This window comes from Paenibacillus agaridevorans, assembly GCF_003112455.1.
Taxonomy (GTDB): Bacteria; Bacillota; Bacilli; order Paenibacillales; family Paenibacillaceae; genus Pristimantibacillus; species Pristimantibacillus agaridevorans.
The window spans coordinates 1-21,576 of the sequence record NZ_BDQX01000281.1 but is presented as its reverse complement, the minus strand read 5'-3'; the positions used below and the strand labels follow the sequence as shown (position 1 = coordinate 21,576).

General features: G+C 53.4%; 18 protein-coding genes. 3 read left to right on the top strand and 15 right to left on the bottom strand.

The features are described 5' to 3' along the window. Window positions 1–2,265: alpha-L-rhamnosidase (locus PAT3040_RS22330; RefSeq protein WP_258235105.1), on the top strand; the 2,265-nt coding region annotated here is incomplete at its 5' end. A 99-nt stretch (window positions 2,266–2,364) separates the two neighbouring features. Here the strand turns inward: PAT3040_RS22330 and allB are convergent. From allB to PAT3040_RS22290, 8 genes are all read right to left on the bottom strand, one after another. Continuing rightward, complete coding sequence (gene allB, locus PAT3040_RS22325) at window positions 2,365–3,759, bottom strand: allantoinase AllB (protein WP_108994440.1); 1,395 nt, start codon at window positions 3,757–3,759, stop codon at window positions 2,365–2,367. A gap of 46 nt (window positions 3,760–3,805) precedes the next feature. Then, complete coding sequence (locus tag PAT3040_RS22320) at window positions 3,806–5,056, bottom strand: M20 family metallo-hydrolase (RefSeq protein ID WP_108994439.1); 1,251 nt, start codon at window positions 5,054–5,056, stop codon at window positions 3,806–3,808. A gap of 45 nt (window positions 5,057–5,101) precedes the next feature. Next, complete coding sequence (locus PAT3040_RS22315; RefSeq protein WP_087566018.1) at window positions 5,102–5,989, bottom strand: transporter substrate-binding domain-containing protein; 888 nt, start codon at window positions 5,987–5,989, stop codon at window positions 5,102–5,104. Beyond that, window positions 5,982–6,740, bottom strand: coding sequence for a maleate cis-trans isomerase family protein (locus PAT3040_RS22310; RefSeq protein WP_108994438.1), 759 nt, complete (start codon window positions 6,738–6,740; stop codon window positions 5,982–5,984). The genes PAT3040_RS22315 and PAT3040_RS22310 overlap by 8 nt, the downstream gene beginning before the upstream one ends. Next, window positions 6,737–8,224: an amidase gene (locus PAT3040_RS22305; protein ID WP_108994437.1), complete on the bottom strand. Its 1,488-nt coding sequence runs from the start codon at window positions 8,222–8,224 to the stop codon at window positions 6,737–6,739. Before PAT3040_RS22305 ends, PAT3040_RS22310 begins: the two co-directional genes overlap by 4 nt. Before the next feature lie 15 nt (window positions 8,225–8,239). Then, a complete protein-coding gene (locus PAT3040_RS22300) occupies window positions 8,240–9,061 on the bottom strand; it encodes an amino acid ABC transporter ATP-binding protein (protein ID WP_108994436.1) in 822 nt (273 codons plus the stop codon). 16 nt (window positions 9,062–9,077) lie between these two features. Continuing rightward, on the bottom strand, window positions 9,078–9,725 hold the full coding sequence (locus PAT3040_RS22295; protein ID WP_181376772.1) for an amino acid ABC transporter permease: 648 nt from the start codon (window positions 9,723–9,725) through the stop codon (window positions 9,078–9,080). Window positions 9,726–9,805: 80 nt separating this feature from the next. Further along, complete coding sequence (locus PAT3040_RS22290; RefSeq protein ID WP_108994434.1) at window positions 9,806–10,645, bottom strand: transporter substrate-binding domain-containing protein; 840 nt, start codon at window positions 10,643–10,645, stop codon at window positions 9,806–9,808. Window positions 10,646–10,844: 199 nt separating this feature from the next. On the opposite strand from PAT3040_RS22290, the gene PAT3040_RS22285 reads away from it, so the two are divergent. Then, window positions 10,845–11,816, top strand: coding sequence for a LysR family transcriptional regulator (locus tag PAT3040_RS22285; protein ID WP_108994433.1), 972 nt, complete (start codon window positions 10,845–10,847; stop codon window positions 11,814–11,816). A gap of 13 nt (window positions 11,817–11,829) precedes the next feature. On the opposite strand, the gene PAT3040_RS22280 is transcribed toward PAT3040_RS22285, so the two are convergent. The 3 genes from PAT3040_RS22280 to PAT3040_RS22270 are packed head-to-tail and all read right to left on the bottom strand — an operon-like array spanning window position 11,830 to window position 14,664. After that, entirely contained in the window at window positions 11,830–12,729 is a 900-nt protein-coding gene (locus tag PAT3040_RS22280) for a sugar phosphate isomerase/epimerase family protein (protein ID WP_108994432.1), read from the bottom strand. A gap of 19 nt (window positions 12,730–12,748) precedes the next feature. Continuing rightward, on the bottom strand, window positions 12,749–13,609 hold the full coding sequence (locus tag PAT3040_RS22275) for a sugar phosphate isomerase/epimerase family protein (protein ID WP_108994431.1): 861 nt from the start codon (window positions 13,607–13,609) through the stop codon (window positions 12,749–12,751). Then, window positions 13,606–14,664 carry a Gfo/Idh/MocA family protein gene (locus tag PAT3040_RS22270; RefSeq protein WP_087566009.1) on the bottom strand — a complete coding sequence of 353 codons (1,059 nt, stop codon included), beginning with the start codon at window positions 14,662–14,664 and terminating at the stop codon, window positions 13,606–13,608. The genes PAT3040_RS22275 and PAT3040_RS22270 overlap by 4 nt, the downstream gene beginning before the upstream one ends. Window positions 14,665–14,826: 162 nt before the next feature. Here PAT3040_RS22270 and PAT3040_RS22265 point away from each other — a divergent pair, with 162 nt between their 5' ends. Beyond that, on the top strand, window positions 14,827–15,705 hold the full coding sequence (locus PAT3040_RS22265) for an AraC family transcriptional regulator (protein WP_087566008.1): 879 nt from the start codon (window positions 14,827–14,829) through the stop codon (window positions 15,703–15,705). A 561-nt stretch (window positions 15,706–16,266) separates the two neighbouring features. Here PAT3040_RS22265 and PAT3040_RS22260 read toward each other — a convergent pair. The 4 genes from PAT3040_RS22260 to PAT3040_RS22245 form a co-directional block, all read right to left on the bottom strand. Beyond that, the gene (locus PAT3040_RS22260; protein ID WP_108994430.1) at window positions 16,267–17,784 is read right to left on the bottom strand and encodes an ABC transporter substrate-binding protein; all 1,518 of its coding nucleotides are present in this window, start codon (window positions 17,782–17,784) and stop codon (window positions 16,267–16,269) included. 41 nt (window positions 17,785–17,825) lie between these two features. Then, window positions 17,826–18,722, bottom strand: a complete 897-nt coding sequence (locus tag PAT3040_RS22255; RefSeq protein WP_108994429.1) for a carbohydrate ABC transporter permease — start codon at window positions 18,720–18,722, stop codon at window positions 17,826–17,828. A 16-nt stretch (window positions 18,723–18,738) separates the two neighbouring features. Beyond that, window positions 18,739–19,653, bottom strand: a complete 915-nt coding sequence (locus PAT3040_RS22250) for an ABC transporter permease (RefSeq protein ID WP_108994428.1) — start codon at window positions 19,651–19,653, stop codon at window positions 18,739–18,741. A 136-nt stretch (window positions 19,654–19,789) separates the two neighbouring features. Then, window positions 19,790–21,576, bottom strand: a 1,787-nt coding sequence (locus PAT3040_RS22245; protein ID WP_146200516.1) for an S-layer homology domain-containing protein, incomplete at its 5' end; no start/stop codon positions are given.

The window sequence follows — 21,576 nt, the reverse complement described above, 5'->3', positions numbered from 1 at the left end:
GCCATGCGTCTGTTCATCGACGGAAGCCGAATCGGCGGCTATGGCTCCCCCGCGCCGACCAATCCGGAGCAGCGCAAGCTGTATACGGCCTATGAGGTAACCTCTTATCTTCGTCCCGGCAAAGTATGTCTGGCTGCGATTGCCCACTATTTGGGAGGCGGCGGTCAAAACTATGTCGACGGCTTGCCCGGCTTCCGCCTGCAGCTCGAAGTGATCTACGAAGACGGCTCAAGCGAAACATTCGGTACGGACGAATCCTGGCAGATCGTACAGGAAATTCCGCATGCTTGCGGAACCCCCTACCAGCAAAACAGGCGTGTATCCGCCATCGAAGATTATGATGCCCGAAAGCTGGATCCAGCGTGGAACCGGACGGACTTTGCCGCAGAAGCATGCCTGCAGGCCGTGCCGTCGGGGATTCCGGCTCATCGCTGGCCGATGAAGCGACAGCGCCTGCAGGAGGGAGCCGAAGCAGAGCTGATTGTGCCGTCCCTCGTCAAGCAAGCGTTGACGCCGGGGGATGACGGAGCGCCGGAAACGCTTCGGCAAGTGTTCGACGCCGGACAAATCCTGTCGGGCTGGCCGCGGATTACGCTGCCCGGCATCTCGGGAACGACAATTCGGCTGCGGTACTCGGAGGACCTGGACGAGCATGGCTTTGTCAAACATCATGTAAGCAACGAAACATCCCATCATTATTACGATCAGTACAAGATGCGCGGCGATGAGTTGGAAACCTGGCAGCCGGATTTCTCTTACAAGGCGTTCCGATATATCGAGGTGACGGGTTATCCCGAAACGATTCGGCCAGGAGAGCAGTTGTCGCTTGTGCTCGCCTATACGGGAATGGCCGAGCTCGGCTCGTTCGACTCGTCCGACGAGCTTCTGAACAAGCTGTACGCCGCCTGCATCCGCACGCAGAAAAACAATGTGCTGGGCCAAATCGTCGATTGTCCGCATCGCGAGCAGGCGCAATATCTCGCCGATTCCGATCTTCAGGCAGAGACGCTGCTGTACAATTTCGATGCCAGGGCAGCACTGGAAAAGGTGCTTACTGATTTCGCGGGAGGGCAGCTGGATGACGGAACCTTCCCGTTTGTCTATCCGACGAACTACGATAAGCCGGATTTCAAGCTGCAAATTCCCGAATGGGATTTGCACTTCTGCTCCCTGCTCTGGAAACTGTACATGCATACCGGCGACGATCGCCTGATCTTAAGGTATTACGATACAGCCAAACGCATGGTCGACTACTATCTCGGCATTCGAGACACAAATTCCGGTCTTGTCCCGCTCGACAAAGGCTGGCATATCAGCGATTGGCCGTATCCGTCCGTCGATCATGGCTCCAATCCGCAGGAGCAGGAGACTAGCTCGGCACCCTTTGCGGTGCAAAACATGAAGCTGCACCTGGCAGTTGACGTCCTCTCGAGGATGGCCGGCCTTATCGGCCGGGATCGGGATGCCGCGCATTACGATGCCGAGGCGCGTCTGCTACGGGAAGCGATTGTCGAACGTTTGTATGATTCGGCTGCCCGCCGGTTCCGCTCCGGCCTAGGTACCGGCCAGATTCATCAAGGCGTCAACGCGCTTGCCGTGCATCTCGGACTTGCGCCTGCCGGCGACGCCGCCGATATCGTCGATTATATCGCGAACTCCCCGTGGGAAAGCCGCACGGTATTGTCGCTGCCGCTGCTGCGGGCACTCTTTGAGAATGGGCAAGGCGAGGCCGCCTATCGGCTGATTAGCAAGGAAAGCTATCCCGGCTGGGGTTATATGATCAGTCAAGGGGCGCCTACCATGTGGGAAGGCTGGGACGATATCGAATCGCATTGCCATGCATGGAACGGTTACCCGGCCAGGATGCTCCAGGAATACGTGGTGGGCATACGTTCGCTTTCGCCTGGCTTCGCGGAAGCCGAGATCGCGCCTTTTATGCCGGAAGGGCTTTCGCATGTGAAGGCTGCCGTCGCCACACCGTTCGGCGCCTTGTCCGCCGGGTGGGAGCGAGGAACGCAAGAGTCGCCGAATGAGTATAGGCTGACACTTCAAGTGCCGACAGCGATGAAGGCCAAACTTGTGTTGCCAATGTTCAAGCCGGAAGACTGCCATCATGCCGTTATACGGATATCTGATGTCGCCATTTGGGCGAACGGTAAGGTATGCGGGCAAGCGGCGGGCATCCTCGGCGTCCAACAAATCGAGGAGCGGTTGGAGCTGCGAATCGAATCCGGGAGATATGATCTTACTGTTACAGGTATTTGATTAACTGCTGCCGCACGCGCAGAACAGCCAGCCCGGCGTCCGGGCTGGCTGTTTGTATTAAAGGCTTGGAGAACGAAGGACATGTTGGACAGTCTGTCCTCATCCTAATGGATTAACCAGCTTGCCGCCAGGATCACCGATCAAAGCTCCGTTCTCCATCACCGTCCTGCCTCCAAGGATGACCTTTACGGGCAAACCATTAACCGGCATGCCATCGAACGCCGTCACCTTGCTTTTGCTGTGAAGCTCTTCACGCCGGATGACGGATTTGCGCTTCAAGTCCACGATCGTAATGTCGGCATCGGAGCCAATTTGAAGTTTGCCCTTCCTGGGATACAAACCGAACTGACGGGCCGGATTCTCCGAGAGCAGCGCGGCCAAGCGGGGCAAGGTGATTCTGCCTTCATGAACGCCTTGCAGCATTAGCGGAAGCAACGTTTCGACCCCGCATATGCCTGACGGAATGCTCCATATGTCGCCCGTTTTCTCCACTTCGGTATGAGGCGCGTGATCGGAGCATACAATCGAGATCGTGCCGTCTTCAATGCCTTGCCATAACTTCTCCTGATCCCTCTTGCGCTTGATCAGCGGATACACCTTCATCTCGGATCCGAGCCGCTCGTAGTCCTCGTCGCACAGAAACAAGTAATGGGGACATGTCTCCGCCGTAACCGCGATACCTTGCTTCTGCGCCTCGCGCACCAGGTCGACGCCATCGCCCGTGCTCATATGCAAAATATGGAGCCTGGCTCCGGTCTCCTTCGCAAACGCGATAGCCGTCTGAATCGTCAGCTTCTCCGCGAGTCCTGGCCGGGCACGAAGCATCGCATCATAATCGCGCGCGGCGCCGGCTTTGACCTGTCGCGTCATCGTTTGGATCAAATCATAGTTCTCGGCGTGAATCGCCAATACTTTGCCGGTACGCGCGACCTGTTCGAACAGCCCGAATACCTCTCCGTCTCCCATGGGAGGTATAATGTCGGGATCCGAGCCGTCGGCTTGATAGACCAACTGATAGGTAAGCTGCTGGATGGCATAACCCCAAAAATATTTGAATGCGATAGCCCCGGCTTCGGCCAACGAATCGAGATGCTTATTGTTGAGTTCACCAAGGCATATGCCCCACAGGGCGAAATCGACGAATGCTTTCCGCTCCAAATAATGAGCTTGATCTAAAAAGCTTTCCGCATGATAAACCGGCGGATTCGTATTGGGCATCTCAAACAGTGTCGTAACGCCGCCGGCGGCCGCGGCTCTGGTTGAATGGGCAAAGTCCTCCTTATGCGTCGCCCCGCGATCTCTCGAATGCACATGGATGTCGATGACGCCAGGCAGAAGATGCAGTCCCCGTGCATCGGTCTCCTCCCTTGCTTCCCCCGGCAGCTTTTCGCTGGCGATGGCCGTTATCTTGCCGTTCTTAATATAAATATCTGCCACATGCATGCCTTCAGGCGCAACTATCGTTCCACCGCGTACAATATGATCCCAACGCACTGGCCTTGCTCGCTCCTTTCCTGTGCCGCCCGTTCCGAGCGCTGCATTATTCTGTAGTTCCCGGCCCCTTTGCTTGCGCCCATTGCCGTATGACCTTGCCCAATACCATTGCTCCTTCGGATAACGAATCGATTGACGTATATTCGTCCGGATGATGGCTGAGACCTTCGCGCGACGGGATGAACAACAGTCCGGTCGGACATAGGCGGGTCATATTCATGGCATCATGTCCCGCACCGCTTGGCATGACTGCATAACTGAAGCCCAGGCTTTCGCATGCCGATCGAATGGATGCAATCGCGTCGCCATGCAGAAGCGTCGGCGATTCGTCGCTAAGCAGCTCCCATTCCATAGACAATCCCCTCTCGCGGCCGACCCGCTCGAACAGCTTGCGTACTTCTTCCATCGACTGGCGTTTGACCTGCTCCGTCGAGCAGCGAATATCCACTTGCATCTCCACCAATCCCGGCACCACGTTGATGGCGCCGGGATTGACGCTCAGCACTCCAACAGTGGCCACCATCCCGTTAAGCAGCTCTCGCTTCGCCATCGCTTCCAGCTCCAGCGCAATCTCGGCCGCTCCCAATAAAGCGTCTTTACGCATATGGATAGGCGTTGCTCCCGAATGAGCCGTTCGGCCCCGCACCGTGACCGCCAGTCTGACAGGAGCAGCAATCGCGTAGACAACGCCGATCTGCTTCTTTTCGTTCTCCAAATACGGTCCTTGCTCGATATGAAGCTCGAAGAACGCTCGCAGTTCCTTGCCGTCCCGCAGACTATCTTCGATGCTCGCGAACGTATATCCGCTCGCATCCAACGCTTCTGGCAACGTTATTCCTTTGTTGTCCTTCAGCCGCTCCAAACCTTCCTTCTTCAATTCCCCGCTCATGGCCTTGCTTCCGATGGTCGAGACGCCGAACCGGGACGACTCTTCGCATGCGAAACATATGATTTCAAGAGGACAGTCGGTTTGAACGCCCTGAAGATTAAAGCTGTGAATGACGCTTATTGCAGCTGCGACACCCGCCGCTCCATCGTAACGGCCGCCATTCGACACCGTGTCCAGATGAGAGCCGAAAGCTACGGCCGGCAGTTCCGGATTCCTCCCTTCCTTCCGCGCGATCAGATTGCCGCAAGCGTCATAACGCACTTGCATCCCCTCTCTTTCGCACAGCTCGGCGAAACAGGCTACCGCATCCCGTTCCGGCTTGCTGTAGGCCAGCCTCATCATTCCGTTATCCGTCTTCCCATACCGATTCAACGTCTCCAATATTTGCTCCAAGTAGTGACGAGTCATTCTATATCACCTGAAATCCTATAAGATAGCGACCATTTCCTCCGCTTAATGCGGCATTGCATAGCCGAACCATTTCATAGCCAGCTCGTCATAGGTGCCGTCTTCTTTGCGGGCGGCAATAATGTCATTGAGGGCGGCGAGCAATTCCGGCTCGTTTTTCCTCAATCCGATCCCGTCGTATTTCATGTTGTACAGGTCGCCTACCATCTTCAGCTTCGGCGATCCCTCATCATATTTGATAAAGTCGCTGGCTCCGGTTTTGCCGGCTACATAAACATCCACGCGCCCGGCTTTCAGATCAATGTATCCCTCCGGATTGCCGGGATATTCCCGGAGTTCCTTGTAGCCTCCGATCGCTTTTACGTCCTCGACAAATCCCGAACCGGACAGCACCCCCACCGTCAGGCCGGTCAAATCGTCCAAGCCTGTCACCGTATCGTTGTCCTCCTTCACAATCGCGACTGCCCCATCAGTCATGTATATGTCCGTGAAATCAATCATTTCCTTCCTTTCTTCTGTAATGACCAAAGCGGATATGACTACGTCGTATTGCTCTGCTACCAATCCCGGGACCAGCCCGCTAAACGCGCCTGCTACGAATTCCGCCTCCACGCCCAGCTCTTCCGCGATCAACTTGCCCCAATCGATATCGTAGCCGTCCAGTTCCCCGTTCTCGTTCGTGAAATGCGTTGGCCGCGATGTCGCCGTTGTGCCGATGATAATCTTGCCCCTTTCCTTGATTCGATCAAGCGTGCTGACCGCGCTGCTCTTAGCCGGCTCTTCCGTCTGGGCGGCTTTTTCCGTCGATTGAACTGCCGGCGGCGTATTTGCGCCGCCGCAAGCCGATATCCATAACATCATTGCAACTAGAAGCAGAATCGTATACCGCCCGTTTCTTTTGACGGAATTCCCACTGTTTAGAAACTTATTCATAGGTTATGCCCTCCATTTGTTTGTTTGCGAAATTTTCAGCTTCGTTCATCCAAGACGCACCGAATCCGACTCGATTATGACTCAAGCCCAGCAGCCTCATGCATTGCCACAAGACGGTATCCACCGTATCCAGTACCGGAACCTCATAATGCTCCTCCAGCCGTGCAGCGCATGCGCTGCCGCGCATATTGGTGCCGGACAATACAATGGCATCCGTATTGGGCACCCATATATCTTCGACAGCCGCCAAAATGTCGTCCGCCTTAATATTGCTGCTCTCCCGGTTCATGGTGATACCAAATCCCCGGCTGCCTGTGCAGCTGTAGCCTTTTCTCTCAAACTGCGCAATCGCCGATTGCACAATTGAATCGGTGGATGGACTCACATAACAGAAACTGCCGATTCGGCAATAATCCATCGCTTCTAATAATGATAGCAATGCCGTTGTCGCAGGTTTGCCGGTCAGACCGCCAATCCTGTCGCATAGCCGGGTATCCCACTCCATCCCTAACCATCCTCCGGAGGTGGCATTGTATGCGATAACGTCCATATCAGCATCATTCAGCAGCTTGGCGGCCTCAAGAAGTGCATCTTCACTAAATCTGCGTCTTGCCTCATCGCTTACTTCTATGGTCGTGACACCAAATCTTGCAAAATGAACACTAATGTCCGAATATTCTGATAATAATTTCGTTGTTATTGGCTCAACGACCGTGTTCGATGACGGAATAATCATCCCTATTCTGTTCATATCAAAGTTTCGCTCCCTTTCATCACATCCGCCGAAAAACGATTTTTCGGATTCGTCCATCGTTCCACCAACGAATCCAGCTTTTGTCGCCATGGCAATGCTTGCTCCAGAGCAGCGGATGCCCGAAGTACGATCTCATCTTGCAAATGTCCTCCGACGATCTGCAAGCCAACCGGCAAACCATCGCTCGTCCAGCCGATCGGCACGGTTGCCGCAGGCTGGCCCGTCATATTGAACCAGCAATTAAAAGTGGACCAATGCGACTCGGACACCTCGCGTCCGTCAATGACAGTCGGCGCGTTCAAGGCTGCCGGGAACGGCGGAACACCCAACGTAGGAATAAGCAGCAAATCGTAGCGCAACATGAACGTGCGGAATGCAATATTGAATTGCTGCCTGCTCATGGCCGCCTCCGTCAGATCCTCATCTCGCCAAGTCCGGCTAATGAATTGCCTCAGGAACGGATTCATATCTTCGCCATATTGTTCGGCCAATTTTCGTAATCCCGCCAAATCGCTGTCTCGCGCGATCAGTCCCAAAAATACATCTGACGGATCATACAAGTCGGGATGCCCTTGTTCCACAATGCAGCCCATCTGTTCGAATGCATTGGCTGCCAGTCGGACGGCCTGCCTAATCTCTGGTTCAACGGCGGCATATCCAAGATCCTCGCTCCAGGCGACCCGCAAACCTCGCAAATCAACGTTCCGAATGGCGGCCATGTAGTCGGGCAAACCCGGAAGACTATGTCTGTCCATTGGATGAGGTCCGGCGATGACCGACATAATCAGCGCGGCATCCTCTACGGTCCTGCTTAACGGGCCGATGCACTCCAGCGATTCCCAACTGCTGCTCCCAGGCATTGACGGGTCTCTGCTGCCGGGATACAAGGGCACTCGCCCCATCGACGGCTTTAAGCCGTAGAGACCGTTAAGGCTTGCCGGAATGCGGATCGAGCCGCCTCCGTCGCTTCCTAATGTCAGGGCGCCCATGCCGGTTGCGACGGCTACTGCAGAACCTCCGCTTGAGCTTCCGGGCACCACATCCATATCCCATGGATTCTTCAGTACGCCGAACCGGCCGCTTACGCCCCGATACCCGAATTCGGATACATTGGTTTTACCAATTACGATGGCTCCCGCCCGTTTCATCCGGTCTACGCATACATCGTCAACAGACGGAACATATTGCTCATAGGCGCGCGAGCCGAATGCAGTGCGTATTCCTTTGGTCAAAATCAGATCTTTAACCGACAGAGGGACGCCATGCAGCGGTCCCAATTCTTCCTCCCTCATGACTTGCTGCTCCGCTAGCACCGCCGACCGTTTCGCCTCTTCCTCATTTAATTCGCAAAAGGCATGCAGAACCGGATTAAGGGCATGAACGAGTTGCAGAACGGCATCCATCAATTCAACAGGCGAAACTTGTTTGCTTCGTATTAACCTCGCCTGCTCCGCGCCGGCGAGTCCCAATAATGTATCCATGCATCACTATCCCCTTCAACCCGCAGATTCCGGCCTTTGCCGACTATGATTAGGTTCGACTCCCATAAGACTCGTATCGATATCGTGATCAAGCTGCGATAGAAATTGCGTTATTCTGGAGTCAGGGGAACGGAACAGCGCCTCCGGCGACCCGATTTGCGCGATCTTGCCCTTCTCCATAAATACGACCCGATCGGACACATGACGCGCAAAAGACATTTCATGGGTAACCACGATCATCGTCATGCCTTCCTTCGCCAGCTTGACCATAATGTCAAGCACTTCATTAATCAACTCGGGATCGAGCGCCGACGTCGGCTCATCGAACAACATGATCTTAGGCTCCATGGCCAGCGCTCTGGCAATAGCTACTCGCTGCTGTTGTCCGCCGGACAACTGGGCGGGATAATCATTCATTTTGTCCAGCAGCCCCACTTTCTCCAGCAATTGCTCGGCAATCTTGACCGCCTTCTCTCGGGACATTTTTTTGACAATACAGGGGCCTTCTATAATATTTTGCAGTACCGTCTTGCTGGGCCACAGATGAAACTGCTGGAATACCATGCCGACCTCTGTCCGCAGCCAGGTCAGGTTGAATTGCGAACGGTATGTCAGCCTTCCTTGCCTGTTGGCTTTGTAGGCGACCGGCCTGCCGCCGATTTCGATCAAGCCGGATGTCGGCACCTCCAGCATATTAATACATCTTAGCAGCGTGCTCTTTCCCGCTCCGCTTGGCCCGATGATGGATACAACTTCCCCTTCGCCAACCTGCAGCGAGACATTATCCAAAATAAGATGTTTGCCAAACTGCTTGTTAAGCTCCCGAATGTCGATCATGCCGCTTCCTCCTTCGTTATACACCCGTCCTCATCTTTTTCTCGCACACATATTGTACAAACATCAGCAGGGTCGTCACTGTCAAATAAATCATGCCGGCAACTCCCAGCGTCTCCGCTACCTTGAACGTATTATTGAATGCTCTCTGCGCGGCAAACATCAAATCCTGTACCGTAATGATCGAAACCAGCGCCGATTCCTTGACCATAATGACGCTGTTGCTTATATAGGGAGGCAGCAGCAACCGGAAAGTTCGCGGTATCGTGATCCTTCCCATCTTTTGCAACGGGTTCATGCCAAGCGCCTCCGCCGCTTCCAGATGCCCCTTATCCACCGACATGATGCCGGAACGGATAATTTCGGCTTTAAATGCGGCCGAGCTGATCGATATGCCTATAATCGCGGCAGTAAAAGCATCAAGCTTCAACCCGAAAGGCATCGTATAATAGAAAAAGAACAGAAGCAGCAGCACGGGAAGCCCCCGAAAGAACCATACGTATAGAAATGACATTCCGCGAAGCGGCGCCACGGAAGATAGACGCATTAACGCCAATACATAACCGATCACCGTACTGATAATGATCGACAGGAACGTAATCTTGAAGGTAACCCATGTTCCTTGCATATACAGATCCCAATAGCTTGATATAATTCCCCAATCCATGGTTATCGCTCCTTCATCGCTCTGAGCCATTGCTTCAGCAGGCTTTCATGATTAAGTCTCTTGCACTCCTTTACCCGCGCTCAATGCGGGATTTGGAAGCCGAACCACTTTAATGCCAACTGATCATAGGTGCCGTCCTGTTTCTTCTCTGCAATCAATTCGTCGATCAATTGCTTCAACTCGGTTTCGCCCTTTGGAATGCCGACACCGGAATACTTTTCGTTATAAATTTCGCCAACCATCTTTAGCAGCGGCTTTTCTTTGTCATTCATCAGAAAATCGCTTGCGCCTCCCTTTGCAACCACATAAACGTCGATTCTGCCTGCCTTTAGGTCAATGAAAGCTTCGGGACTACCCGGATATTCTTTCAGCTCCTTATAGCCGCCGATCTGCTGGACATCCTCCATGTAACCCGATCCCCCAATGACGCCAACGCGAAGCCCTTCCAGATTACGGACATCCGTTACTACTGCATTGTCCTCGCGGACGACAGCAATACCGCCGTCTACCTTGTAACGCTCGGAGAAGTCGATTACTCCGCGCCTTTCATCCGTCATAATCAAACCGGAGAGAATGACATCATAACGTCCGGCAACCAATCCGGGGACGAGCCCCGCCAGATCGCCAGTCACAAATTCCGCCTCGACGCCTATTTTATCCGCAATCATATTCGCCCAGTCGATATCATAACCGGCCAATTGACCATCCTCGTCCGTAAACGTATTCGGTTTAAACGTCCCGCTTGTCGCTACAATGATCTTTCCCTTCTGCCTGATCCGTTCAAGCAGATTGTTCGTCGCCGTTGCCGATTCATTCCCGCCCGATACAGGCGTCGGCGATACACTCCCATTTTCTCCGCAAGCCGTCAGCAGCAGAGCTATTCCTGCCATCGCAATTAGAAGCATTTTGATCCGTTTCATCTGCGCACCCTCCAATTCAATACGGCTCTTATTTCGCAACGCCGTGTTTATGTCAAGAAATATAACATCATTTTATTAAAATAGGGTAATAAAAATATTAAATATCACAATCCCCCGTGTACTAACGATGTTTGTGTAATGTATACTAACATATATCGAGTTATGACGATTCAAGTATCAATGATTGAAGGTGATTAAGATGGATTGGATGGATTTGCACGCTTATCTTACGGTGGCAAGGGAGAAGAGTATATCAAAAGCTTCGCAGGTGCTGCATCTGTCTCAGCCGGCGCTGACCATAAGATTGCAAAAGCTGGAGCAAGAGCTTGGCATGCCGTTGTTGGAACGCAATCGCAGGGGGGTACTGCCCACCCGTTATGGCGCAGCGGTACTCTATCACGCGGCCAAAGCGGTGGAAGAAATGAATTCCATTCGTGATACGGGCAAAGGAGAGCCTGAGAATGGCAAACTTCGTATTGGGTTAGCGAAGCCATTGGGGTGGACGATCTTCAAGCCGGTGCTGGAGCAAATGCACGAGCGGTTTCCGAACCTTCCATACAATATTTTATCAGATGACTATAAAGTCATCCTCGATCTGACAGGGGTCGGCGAGCTCGATCTGGCTATCCTGCCTTATTTCCAACCCACGCCTGGCTTAAACGCCATCCCGGTGCACGAGGACGAAATGCTTCTGATTGGACCGGGCAACGCTCCATCAACCTCCATACATGGGGAAGTAGCAGCGGATATTTTGCTAAGGGGCAAGTTTATACTGTATTATTCCAATCAGCCCATGCGCAAGCTCATTGATAGAGTATTGCTGCAATTGCTAGGGCAAATGCCCGAGGATATTGTCGAGGTTAACGATTTGAGCATCATGCTCAATCTTGTATCCGAGGGAGTGGGGTATACGGTACTGCCTACATCGCATATCTATACGACGATGACATTTTATTCCACCTATTATTCGGGATCCGAGCTGCCTTCCGTACTGGCGCATTCCTCCATTCCCTACCTGGTCTACCGTTTGGGCAAGGAATATCCTACCCGCATGATACACTTGATTTATCCGGAGGCATCCGTATCGCGCAAAAAAATTCAATCCATCGCCGAGTTATTCAGCACGACGCCTTCCCTCGGCATCGTCCGAGAGAAGGCGTCGTTTTCTTAGTATGAACGAACCACTAACCTCTATAACCCTTTAGGAATTTCACGGCAAGCTCAATATCCTTCTCCGGGCTCGCGCCTACTTCGCGCTCGATCGTCAGATAACCCTTATAGCCGATATCGTTTAAAGCCTGGAGGTAACCGTTCCAGTCGACTTTGCCCTCGCCGAGCGGCACCTCGCGGAACGTCTCGCCGGTCTCCGCCTGCTGTGCGATGACATCGTGGTCGAGACCCTGCGCCTTCTCGTAGCCAAAGAAGCCATAAACATCGCGCGGATCAATATTGTCCACCAGCTTAATGCCGTCCTTGGCATGCGTATGAACGATATAATCCTTTAGCGTGTAAACGCCTTGAACAGGATCGTCGCCCGTCACCATGACCATGTTCGCCGGGTCGAAGTTGACGGATACGCCCCTTGAGCCCAGCGTGTCGAGGAACGACTTCAGATGTGCGGACTTCTCCGGTCCCGTCTCGATTGCAAAGAAGGCGCCCATTCCCGCAGCAAAGCTGCTCAGTTCCACGCAAGCCTCATGCATGGAACGGTAGACGGCGCTGCTCTGGTCATCCGGCACGATGCCGATATGCGTCGTTATAATATTGGTGCCGAGGTCCAGGCCAAGCTCCATAATCCGCTTCGACTTCTCGATCTTTTCGCGGTTGAGCGACGAATCCTGGAAGCCATGGCCGCCGAGATCGCCGACAAGGGCCGAGATCTCAAGACCTAGCGATGCGATATAATCCTTTAACTCCCGGCGGGCAGATGCCGACAGGTTGGCCGGATCCATCTCGCCGCTGACGGCATAGATCTGCACGCCGTCGGCGCCGACCTCCTTCGCCTTGACTAAGCCATCGCGAACGCCTAACTTAAAGCTGTCGACGATAACGCCGATTTTGTTCGTCATGATTGGTTGCACCATTGTCGCTCACTCTCCTCGATTAAACAATTTCGTTCCATATACGTCTGACATTGTCGAGCGCAATCTTCGTTCCATTGCGGCATTCTTCCATGCCTTCGAACTCGATGGAAATAAAGCCGTCGTAGCCGCTGCGTTTTACGATGCCTAACACGCCAGGTATGTCGATGTCGCCTTGGCCTGCGATCGCGCCGCGCAGATATTGGCCCCCCGTTGACTTGAACCAGCCTTCTCCGGGATTACGATTTGCCGGACGAACATAAAAGTCCTTAACGTGAACCATCGACGCCAAGCCGATGTTATTTGCCACCGCCGTCAAAGGATTCTCGTCCGCGCACAAAAAGTTGCCTACATCGAGCGTCGTGCGGAAGTTGTCCCTTCCAACCGAATGGACTAGCGCCTGTATACGGTCGCTATGTTGGATGAAATAACCATGGTTCTCCACGCTTGTCGTAATGCCGAAGCCCGCTGCGTAATCCGCGATCGTTTGGCAAGCTTGCGTCAATTGCGGAAGCTGCGCCAGAAAATTGCCGATGGACAGATCCTTGGAGGAAGCAACGTCATGGCGCATCCGCTTGATGCCAAGCGCCGCGCATACGTCGACTTCCCGCTTGACCCGCTCGATCTCGTCTTCGAATTCCGCGCCACTCTTGTCCGCAAAGTTCGCGCCGATCGCGTAACTGGACAGCTCCAGCCCGTTTGCGGCAGCCGCGTCACGGATCGTTTCGATCTGCGACGGATCTTCGATCATGCTGAAGCCAAGCGGCACGATCTCCACATGCTCGGCTCCGATGCTGGCAATGTAGTCGATGACGCCAGTTAACGAGAGCTCGCCCGAGGAGAATGCCCTGTGCAGGCTGTATGTGCTTACTCCCAGCTTCATAGTCTCACCTCAGCGCCTTTTTCCGCCGATTCGTAGATGCCGCATAGAATCTTCATCATTTCGACGCCGTCTTCGACCGGACTGATCGGCTGCGTACCGTTCTTAACATTTTCGACGAAGTGGTTGATCTCGTTCTGGAAAGCCGCCTCGAATCCAAAGCCCTTATGATCCGTCTGCGGGATCACGTTGACGATACGGTTGTTGATCTCCGTCACAAACGTTGTTTCCGGCTCGATCTCCATGCCGCCTTTGTCGCCATACAAGCGAATCGCTGTCTCGTCCTGCTTTCCGTGGAGCGTAAAGCTGACGTCAACCATCAGGGAAGCTCCATTTTCGAAACGGATGAGCGCGTTGGCCATATCTTCGACGGTGTTTTTGCTTGCATCGTAGTCTGCTGCTTTATAGAAGGACAGATCCTGGACATTGGAGCGGTTGCCCAGCTTGCGATAAGTGTTTGCGCTGACGGAAACCGCCTTCGGACGGCCCATCATATACCAGCAAATATCGATGGCGTGGACGCCGATGTCGATCAACGGGCCGCCGCCGGAACGTTCGATATCCGAGAACCAGCCGCCGGGATTGCCGAGACGGCGCAATATCGACGCTTTCGCATAATAGATTTCACCCAGTCGCCCATCTTCGACGAGCGAGCGAAGCAACTGGCCGTTGGGATCATAGCGGCGTACATAACCGATTTGCAGAATTTTGCCTGTCTCCTCAACCGCCTTCTGAATGTTAAGCGCTTCTTCAACAGAGCGGCAGAGCGGTTTCTCCACCAGCACGTGCTTACCTGCGCGAACCGCCGCGATGCTGATCTCCGCGTGCGTATTGTTCCAGGTGCAAATGCTGACGGCTTCCACGCCGGGATCCGCGAGCAGATCGTTGTAATCCGTATATACTTTGACCGCGCCGTATTTCTCCGCTGTTTCCTTGGCGCGCGCCTCGTTCAGATCACATACCGCGTAGATGGTTGCGTCCGGATTGTTTTTATAAGCATTCAAATGCAACGATGAGATTGAGCCGGTTCCGATAACGCCGATTTGTACAGTTGACATTTCCGATCTCTCCTTGTCATTTCAAAAATACGGGGGTGTAAATTCCCGTTAGCCTTTGGCATGTATACACTTCCGTATTATAATGGAATAAGCCATGTAAGCCATGCAAAGCCGTGCGGATTATTTGTACATTTGTGCTCTGGCAGAAACGGAGGAGAGCGGATGACCGATTCATTCGATAATTTCGAGAATTTGCGCGAACCCATGAGCATGCCGGATCCCCGGTTCCCGATCAAAGTGCATCGCACCCACTTCGAACATGCGGACACGACGCTCTTTGCGCACCACTGGCACGCGCATCTGGAATTCCATTACATCGAAGCCGGCGAAGCCGTTATGGAGTGCGGCACGACGGCCTATGAGGTTCAGCCGGGCGATCTGATCGTCGTCAACAGCAACGAACTGCATCATGGAGTAAGCAGGTCGTCCGATTTGTTCTACTATGCCCTAATCGTGGATACTTCGCTCTTGCACAGCCAATTCGAGGACGCCGCCGATACGAAGTTTATCGCGCCTATTATTCAGAACCGCATCCTGTTCCGCAACCATATCAGGGGCAACGCGGAGTTGAACGCATGTGTCCTATCCATCGCGCATGAGCTTAAGACCCGCTCCTTCGGCTTCGAGCTTGCGGTCAAATCGGAGCTGTACCGCCTGTTGACGCTGCTGATGAGAGGGCATGTCGCAAGTGTACTCACCAAAGATGAATATGCGGAGCGGATGAAGAACATCGAACGCTTCGAGCCTGTTCTGCACTATATCGATCTCCACTTCAAGGAACCGCTTGGTGTCGAGCTGCTCTCCGAGATTGCCGGGCTGAGCCGCTTCCACTTTAGCCGGGTATTCAAGCAATTGACGGGACGTACCGTTACCGAATATGTAACGGCAACCCGCCTCGACAAGGCGGAATACATGCTTCGCCATTCGCCCCTGACCATATCCGAGATTGCGGCCGCGACGGGGTTCAACGACATCTTCTACTTCAGCCGCACGTTTAAAAAACACAAAAAACAATCGCCGTCGAGGCTCAGGGACGTTTAATGGTATCGCGCCTGAACGTGAGAAAAACCGTCAGTGAAAAACTACCCTGACGGTTCTTTGAATTTGAGTTTGGCCGCATAGCGTGAACATACTTGGGATAACGTTAAGAGGGATACGTTTGGATGGCTAAAGCTGCTCAGCGTTCTATATTTGAACATACTTTTAAGGATCACCATCCACTATAGATAAACTCGTTTCCGTTGCCGGGGCTGTGCATGGCATGGCCCGAAAATCAGCCTCTCTGCACATTTGTGCATTTCTCCCCAATTTCTCAAACAAACGGAGCCCCTGCGCAGCAAATTGTACGAAAATACACAAATTCTCGCTTCCTATCTTCGATCGGGATCTCTTGGAACCAATATTTGTGTATATATGTACAAATGTACGAATAACTTGCTCTTCCCTCATCTTAATTGTGTATTTTTGCTCAATTATTGTCCCGTTTGCGTAAGTTCCCAAGCCCGAAAACTTTTACATTCTAAAAAAAGGGGCTGTATCACCCACAGGTGATTACATCCCCTTTTATTTAAACCTATAGAAATCAGTAATGCCGGATGCCAATTACTTTTTCACATTCTCAGCTACCCAAGCATCCAACTGCTTCTGCAGCTCCGCCTGCACCTTCTCGGCGCCGGCGTTTCTCAGCTTCTCCAGGTACTCCGGCAAATATTTGTCGGGATCCACCGTACCGGTCATCAGAAGCGGCTGATATTCCGCCTTTACCGCCATCACGTTGGCGTATTCCGCCTTGACGTTGGTGTCGTCGAATGCAAAGCCGAAGGTCGGCTGCACAAACGCCGATTCGTTAAGCTTTTTCGTTTCCTCCCAAGTGTCCGCCGCCTGTCCCTCGACCAGATAGCCGTTGAATACGTTGCCGAACACCCAGTTTTGGGCTCTGTAACCGGCATTGGCGCCGATCTTGACCGTATTGTCCTCCACCTTCTCGTAATGCTTCCCTTCAATTCCGAAGCTAAGCAGGTTATACAGTTCCGGATCGTTGTTAACCAGCTCGATCAGCATCATCGCGCGATCCGGGTTTGCGGACGTACGGCTTATCGCGGTCAGCGTCGTAATATTGGAGGTGCGGCGAGTCGTCGCTTCCGTAAGCGGGATGCCGATCACGTCGTACCCTCCGTTGGATGCTTTTTTCTCCGCTTCGTAACCCGGCTTCATGGCGCTTTCCAGACCGGTCGCGTACTTGCCGTTGTAGATGGAGTCGATCTGCTTAACCGTCGATGCGTCGTCGTTGATGTAGCCTTTTTCGAACCAGCCGCGCATCAGCTCAACGAAGCTTTTATACTCCGGCGTCTGCTCCAGCCAGTTGCTCTGGAACGTATCGTCGCCGATCCGAACGCCGCTGTCGTCGAAGCCGTACATAAACGGCTCGAACACGGTGCCTGGACCTGTCAGCATTAAAGGCACGATGCCCTTTTCGTTTTCCTTCACCTGCTTCAGGAACGGTTCCAGATCTTCCAGCCTCTTGACGCTGCTCGTATCGAAACCGTATTTGTCCACCAGATCTTTCCGCAGGCTTACGCCATAACGCGATGTGATCGTCTGATAGTTCGGCACCGCGTAGATCTCGCCCTGATACTTGGTAGCGTCCCATGTAAATGAAGGGATGGCTTTCTTCGTTTCTGGCGCATGTTTTTCCAGCAGCTCATCCAGCGGGATAAATGCGCCTTTTTTTACGTTTTCGTCATAATTGAACGCCCAGTTGGCGGTCCAGACCAAATCGAATTTTTCGCCTGCGGCGCTCGCCGTATTCAACTTTGTCGTATAGCTGCCGAAATCGACCGGCCGCAGCTTTACGGTTGCATTGATTTTTTCCTTCACGATTTTATTGACTTCGTCTTCGATCAGCTTCTGGTCCGGCGATACTTGCGATACCCCGTAATACCAGATCAGCTCCACTTCGGACAAGCTGTCGTCCTCGCCGCCTGCGTTCCCGTTGTTGCTCGGCTGGGCTGTCTCCCCGCCATTGCCCGCCGGTTTGTTTCCTTGACCGCCGCCGCTGCAAGCTCCCAGCAGCAGGGCGCCGCACAATAGCAGCATCGACACGTATTTCATCTTTGTCATGGTTATTCCCCCTGATTTTAATTAAACCATTTCAGTGCCGGTTAGCCCTTTAACGAGCCGACCGTCATTCCCTGCACAAAGTATCTTTGGAAAAAAGGAAACACGAACATCATCGGTCCGGCGACCATGACGACCAGCGCCATCCGCACGGATTCGTTCGGGAACTGGCTCATGTCGATGCCAAGCCCCTGAATGTATTCGCTGTTGTTGCGAAGGAAATCCAGCGTGTTCATAATTCGCACCAACAGCAACTGCAGCGGCACCCTTCGGTCATCATCGATGAAGAGCAATGCGTTAAACCATTCGTTCCAATAGTTGAACGCGATAAACAGTCCCAGCGTCGCAAGCGCCGGCGTGGACAACGGCAGGATGATGCGGAAGAAGATCCGCCATTCGCCGGCACCGTCCATCTTGGCCGACTCTATGATTTCATACGGGATTTTGCCCATGAAACCTTTCATGATCAGCACGTAGAAGGGTGACAGCAATCCAGGCAATATGATCGCCCATAACGAGTTTTTAAGGTGCAAATATTGCGTGACCAGAATATAAAACGGCACCAGCCCGCCCGAAAACATCATCGGAATAAACACGAATACCGTCAGCGGAGAGCGCAGCGCGTAGTCTCTTCTGGATATCACGTAGCCGATTATGCTCGTCAGAAGAATGCTGAGCAGCGTGCCCGCGAGCGTAATGAACAAAGTGTTGCCGTACGCCCGAAGAATGACCATCGGCGTCTGCAGCAAATATTCGTACGCAAGCGTGCTGAACCGGCTGGGAAGAAACGAATAGCCGAATGACGCCAGCGCGCTTTCATCCGTCAGCGAGACGGAGACGATCAGAATGAACGGTGCGACTATGAGCATGGACAGTACGATAAAAAAAGCGTTAAAAAAGATATTGACCATGCCGCCGCGTCGATTTGCGTAAGTTTCCATCGGTCGTTCCCCTATCCTACCATAACGAGTTTTCTTCGCTTATTTTTCGAACCGTATAATTGGCCCCCACCACGAGCAGCAGCCCGACCACGGACTGATACAGGCCGACGGCCGTAGCCATTGGGATATCGCCGCTGACGCTGAGCGCCCGGTACACGAACGTATCGATAATATCGGTGGTGTTGTACAGCAGAGGCGAATTGTTCGAGACAAAAAAGTGCAGGCCGAAATCGCCCCGGATCATGTTGCCGATCGCCATGATCATCAGAATAATGATAAGCGGCGACAGCATCGGAATCGTGATCTTGCGGGCCATCTGGAATCGGGACGCCCCGTCCATCTTCGCCGCCTCGTAATAGGACGGATCGATGGCCACAATGCCCGCGTAATAGACAAGCGCCGAGAAGCCGATCGATTTCCACAAATGAGCCAAGGTCAGGATAAGAGGCCAATAGTTGGCTTCCAGATACCAGCGGACCCTGTCAAGGCCGATAGATTCGTACATGCGGTTTAGAAACCCGTAATCGTGGCTCAGGAACATTTGCGCGAGAAACATAACGACGACCCAGGAGACGAAAGTGGGCAAAAACATCGTGGTCTGATAATATTTGCTCCACTTCCGCGATATCTCGTTAAGCAGTATGGCCACGATCAACGCGCCGAGCGTGGTGACGACCCAGAACCATAGACTGTACAGCACCGTATTGCGGGTCACGATAAACGCTTTTTCGGAAATAAAGAAAAATTTGAAATTATCGAAGCCCGCCCAGTCGCTGCCCAAAATGCCCTTGTCGTACCTGTAGTTTTTGAACGCGATAATCGCGCCGAACATCGTCAAATAACTGAAAACAAAAATGTACAGGACCGACGGGAGAGCGAGCAAGCTGAGCTCTCTGTCTCCCTTGCCGAAACGGAACCGGCTTTTTTTCATAGTTGTTCACCTCCTTATCCATGATGGGTCGCAGTGCCGTCTTGTCACACATCATGGCATAAGGAGGGGGTAAAGATAAATCTTAAAATGGATACAAAATATCAATTATCGTACCAATTTTTAAGCAAAATGATGATTATAATAGCTTCAGCAGATTATAAACGACCTGTGCGGTTTCATCCCGATCCGCGAGACGCTTTGGCTTGAATTCGCCGTCCGGGTAACCGGTCATCAGGCCCAGTCCGACAACCTCGCTGATCGGAGTCCGCGCCCATTGCGACGCGGCCGTCAAGTCCTTCGGCCCGCTAGCGCCAGCTTCCACTCGGCTCTTGCCGGAGGCGTAGGCGTAAGCCCGCAGCAGCATGACCGCCATCTCCTCCCGCGTAATCCGTTCGTTTGGCGCAAAGACATCCTCCTGACGTCCGGATACCAGCTTAGCCTCGTAGGCAGCCGCAATCACTTCCGCATGCCAGTCGGACGGCCGTACATCCCGGAAGGGCAACTCCGCCGTTCCTTCGCTCTGCAGTCCTAACGTCCGTACGAGCAATGCCACAAATTCCGCCCTTGTCGTCGTTCCGTCAGGATCAAAACGATCTTCCGACTTCCCGGTGACGATGTGCCTCGCGGCCAGCGCCTTGACGGCGCCGTTCGCCCAATGTCCAGACGGCATGTCGGCAAAGGCCGCTTCGTATTCCATCACGGCGTATACGCTAAAGTGCGGCAGCTCGGCAGACAGCGTCTGGCTGGCCGGATCGAACTCGCCTCCGACATACTCCCATTTTCCTGCTTGATTTTCATAATAGATACCCAGCCATTCCTCATTGACGTCAACGCCGGATGGCTTAACCGTGTATGCCAACGGAATCGGCTCAGGGAAGTCCGATATATAGCGTGGCTCCTCGCCGTCCACCAGCGCAAGCAGTTCAAGCCGGTACGGAACTCCGACCATTTTGTAGCTTGCAGAAGGTTTCGACGCAACGTTCTCTTTGGTCAGTGGAACCATCTTGATCGCCAGCTTGGCATTCCGCGGCTGCTCCTCCGCGAGCTTCCTGAGAAGCTCCGGCTCGAAGGTAAGCTTCAGCTCCCCGGACCTTACCTCAATCGGATGCTCGAGCAACTTTAGAATCTCTTGCGACAAAATCACGCCGTGCTGACCGGGCTCCAGCTCGAAAGCAAGGATGCCGTCCCCGCTCCCCGAGGTCAGATCGCTCTCGCGGACAACGACCAACTCTTCGTCCGGTTCAGGCTTGGGCGTTACGATAGGGCCGGTTCCCGTTCCAGGGTCGGGCTTGCGCGACGGTTTCAGCTCGATGGCGTCTTCCGCTCCCGCATAGTTGTATACATTGAGGTAGCCTTCGGATGGAATCGGGTTGGCCGGATCGGTGTCCAGTACGTTAAGTACAGCCTTCCCGTCCACCTTCAGGATAAACCGGACGCCACCTTCGACATTGATGGCCCCGATTTCGATGAGATGCTCTTGATTGGGCAACACGGAAGTATTCGGGATAATGTCCACCATTGTCTGACCCGGCTTCCACGTCTGGAATTCGATCATATCCTCCTTGATGACGACCAGATATCCCTGATTGCCATTGACCCAAGTTGGATCACCGGTCCGAACCGATCGCAGCGCGAATCCGTACCAGCCGGTGTTGAAGTCGTCGAATTTCGCCTTGAAAGTAATCAATCCGCTGCCGAACTTCTCTCCTCCATAGCCGAATACGCCATCCCCGAAGATACGAACCGTACCTTCGCCGAATTTCACCGCGTCTGCTGCCGTCCAGCCCTCCGTATCGCCGAGCTGGCGGTCCAGCTCAATAACGGGATAATCGGGCGCCGCTACCGTGACGACGATGGTGGCTTTAACGTCGGCATTCTCGCGCGATGCAACCGTCACGACAGCCGTACCCGGAGATACGGCTT

What these genes read in the sequence shown, in the direction of transcription:
- PAT3040_RS22320 (WP_108994439.1), bottom strand. Translation starts at nt 5,056, where the DNA reads ATGACTCGTCACTACTTGGAGCAAATATTGGAGACGTTGAATCGGTAT.
- PAT3040_RS22315 (WP_087566018.1), bottom strand. Translation starts at nt 5,989, where the DNA reads ATGAATAAGTTTCTAAACAGTGGGAATTCCGTCAAAAGAAACGGGCGG.
- PAT3040_RS22310 (WP_108994438.1), bottom strand. Translation starts at nt 6,740, where the DNA reads ATGAACAGAATAGGGATGATTATTCCGTCATCGAACACGGTCGTTGAG.
- PAT3040_RS22305 (WP_108994437.1), bottom strand. Translation starts at nt 8,224, where the DNA reads ATGGATACATTATTGGGACTCGCCGGCGCGGAGCAGGCGAGGTTAATA.
- PAT3040_RS22300 (WP_108994436.1), bottom strand. Translation starts at nt 9,061, where the DNA reads ATGATCGACATTCGGGAGCTTAACAAGCAGTTTGGCAAACATCTTATT.
- PAT3040_RS22295 (WP_181376772.1), bottom strand. Translation starts at nt 9,725, where the DNA reads ATGGATTGGGGAATTATATCAAGCTATTGGGATCTGTATATGCAAGGA.
- PAT3040_RS22290 (WP_108994434.1), bottom strand. Translation starts at nt 10,645, where the DNA reads ATGAAACGGATCAAAATGCTTCTAATTGCGATGGCAGGAATAGCTCTG.
- PAT3040_RS22285 (WP_108994433.1), top strand. Translation starts at nt 10,845, where the DNA reads ATGGATTGGATGGATTTGCACGCTTATCTTACGGTGGCAAGGGAGAAG.
- PAT3040_RS22280 (WP_108994432.1), bottom strand. Translation starts at nt 12,729, where the DNA reads ATGGTGCAACCAATCATGACGAACAAAATCGGCGTTATCGTCGACAGC.
- PAT3040_RS22275 (WP_108994431.1), bottom strand. Translation starts at nt 13,609, where the DNA reads ATGAAGCTGGGAGTAAGCACATACAGCCTGCACAGGGCATTCTCCTCG.
- PAT3040_RS22270 (WP_087566009.1), bottom strand. Translation starts at nt 14,664, where the DNA reads ATGTCAACTGTACAAATCGGCGTTATCGGAACCGGCTCAATCTCATCG.
- PAT3040_RS22265 (WP_087566008.1), top strand. Translation starts at nt 14,827, where the DNA reads ATGACCGATTCATTCGATAATTTCGAGAATTTGCGCGAACCCATGAGC.
- PAT3040_RS22260 (WP_108994430.1), bottom strand. Translation starts at nt 17,784, where the DNA reads ATGACAAAGATGAAATACGTGTCGATGCTGCTATTGTGCGGCGCCCTG.
- PAT3040_RS22255 (WP_108994429.1), bottom strand. Translation starts at nt 18,722, where the DNA reads ATGGAAACTTACGCAAATCGACGCGGCGGCATGGTCAATATCTTTTTT.
- PAT3040_RS22250 (WP_108994428.1), bottom strand. Translation starts at nt 19,653, where the DNA reads ATGAAAAAAAGCCGGTTCCGTTTCGGCAAGGGAGACAGAGAGCTCAGC.